Annotated in this window: 3 protein-coding genes and 1 pseudogene; 3 read left to right on the top strand and 1 reads right to left on the bottom strand. The window is 42.3% G+C overall.

Annotated features, from left to right (window positions below; translation table 11 throughout):
• Positions 1 to 82: 82 nt before the first annotated feature.
• The 3 genes and pseudogenes from J7K40_01125 (at position 83) to J7K40_01115 (ending at position 1,954) form a co-directional block, all read left to right on the top strand.
• Positions 83 to 340 (top strand): annotated as a pseudogene (locus tag J7K40_01125) (AAA family ATPase).
• Positions 325 to 1,188, top strand: coding sequence for a DNA replication/repair protein RecF (locus tag J7K40_01120; protein ID MCD6161001.1), 864 nt, complete (start codon positions 325 to 327; stop codon positions 1,186 to 1,188). Before J7K40_01125 ends, J7K40_01120 begins: the two are co-directional and overlap by 16 nt.
• Positions 1,172 to 1,954, top strand: a complete 783-nt coding sequence (locus tag J7K40_01115; GenBank protein MCD6161000.1) for a type III pantothenate kinase — start codon at positions 1,172 to 1,174, stop codon at positions 1,952 to 1,954. The genes J7K40_01120 and J7K40_01115 overlap by 17 nt, the downstream gene beginning before the upstream one ends.
• Before the next feature lie 25 nt (positions 1,955 to 1,979).
• Here J7K40_01115 and J7K40_01110 read toward each other — a convergent pair.
• The coding region (locus J7K40_01110) for a hypothetical protein (GenBank protein MCD6160999.1) at positions 1,980 to 2,208 on the bottom strand (229 nt) is incomplete at its 5' end.

Below are 2,208 nucleotides of genomic sequence, written 5' to 3'. Positions count from 1 at the left end.
CGAGAACGAAACCAACCTGTTTTTGATAATGCCGCTGAGATTGATGGAGTAGAGGTAGAAGACATAAAAACTTCGCTATAACATGATAACAAACCTTCACATAGAGGGCTTCCGCAATATCACCGGCGTAAAGCTGGAATTTCCCAAAGGGATAAATCTTTTTTATGGTCCCAACGGAGCCGGTAAAACCAATCTTCTTGAGGCGCTGGGGTTATTCTCGCTTGGCAAATCATGCCGGGGAGCCGAGGATAAGGCAATGGTCGGTTTCGATAGAACAATGGCTGAGATTACAGCCATGATTGCCTCTCAAAAAAAAAAGTCGAAATCACTATTAGAATAGCCTCCGACGGCAGAAAAAAGATTATCGCCGATGGCTATCAAGTATTAAAACAAAGCGAACTCGTAGGAACATCGCCAACGGTTTTTATATTCCCGGAAGAAATCGAACTGACCGCTGGTCCGGCCTCATTTCACCGTCAGTTTCTCGATTTGTATATCTCACAATACAGCAAAAGCTATCTGGATGATTTAATAGCCTACCGAAAAATCGTCCTGCAAAGGAATAAACTTTTAAAAGAAATACTTGTTGTCAAGGATGGCGAAAAGCAGCTTGAGGCTTGGAACAATCTGCTTGTTGAGCATGGAGCAAGGATAGTCGGCGCCAGGAAGAACTTTGTTGAATCTATCGAGAAAGCTGTGAGTGATTATTATAATGGTTTTGACAGCGAATCAAAGCTTGATTTATATTACAGACCCAAAATCAATACCGATGAAGATGATTTGAGGAAATCGATTATAAAGCTTCTCGAAAGTTATAAATCAAGGGAAACAAGGGCTGGCTTAACTTTAGTTGGTCCGCATCGAGACAGGTTGGAAATTAATCTAAGGAGTAAATCCATACGACATTTTGGCTCGCGCGGGCAGAAAAGATGCGCCATGATAGCTATGAAACTGGCTGCCGCCGATTATCTATCCCGCATTAAAGAGGAACCGGCAACCTTAATACTCGATGAGGTGTTTGCCGAACTTGATGCTGATAAAAGTCAGGCTTTGATAAAAATACTATCGAATTACAACCAGGTATTTATGGCAACAGCCGGCGAGTATAAATTTAACAACAATAAGGTTGCTAAATTTTATATTAACAATGGCAAAATAGGCGGTATAAAAAATGATAATAGCAATTGATATTGGCAATACCACTACCACGGTGGGAATTAACGAGGCTGATAAATTCACGGGATTCTACAGGATTGCCCAAACCAGCGGGGAAACCGGCATATCAGCAACATCGGATGATATCGGTTTGAAAATTTTCCAGCTTGTCAGGATACATCATAATGCCGAAATTCCGGTTGAGGGAATAGCTATCTGTTCGGTAGTACCTGACCTGACTCAGAAATACATAGAGATGGCTAAGAAATATTTCAATATCGATGCCTGGATTTTAGACTATAAAACTGAGCTGGGGCTTAAAATCGAAGTTGACCAGCCGGAGCAGGTTGGTCCTGACAGGCTGGCTAATGCAATCGCGGCTAAAACCCTCTATGGCTGCCCTTCAATAGTAATAGACTTTGGCACAGCTACTACTTTTGATGTTATAAACGCGGATGGCAATTATATCGGCGGCGCCATCGCTCCCGGAGTATCTACCTCCTCAGCGGAATTATTCCGCAGGGCTTCCCGGCTATTCCCGATTCAGCTGAAGAAACCCGAAAAATGTATCGGCTCTAATTCAACCGAGGCGATGAGAGCGGGTATTTTCTACGGCACTTTGGGGCAGATAGATTATATAGCGGAAAAAACCATAGAGGAGCTTGGTGAAGGTGATGTTAAAATAATCGCCACTGGCGGTTTTGCCGAGAAATTTGCGCCGCACTCGACTCGGATTCAGAAAGTCGATCCGACATTGACATTGCAGGGGATTTTATTGGCGTATCAATTGAATAAATAATAAATAGCTGAAACAGCTTCAAATATTAATAAATGGAAACCGGCAAACCGCTGATTATTTCACGTTTATTGTCCCATGTGGGCGGCACACGTCCTCGTGTGCCCCGGACTGTTGACAAAAACATTATCCTATATTTTAGCTGCATTAGCAGGCAAATAGATGTAAAATAATTCCATAATAATGCGCGGATATCTTTAAACCCGGCTTTGACAGTTAACGCATAATTTGATAAACAGTTTTGTTGATATGCAGCA

Source organism: Candidatus Zixiibacteriota bacterium (genome assembly GCA_021159005.1).
Lineage (GTDB): Bacteria > Zixibacteria > MSB-5A5 > UBA10806 > 4484-95 > JAGGSN01.
The sequence above is the reverse complement of the archived record's forward strand: the minus strand, read 5'-3'. Positions and strand labels throughout refer to the sequence as shown.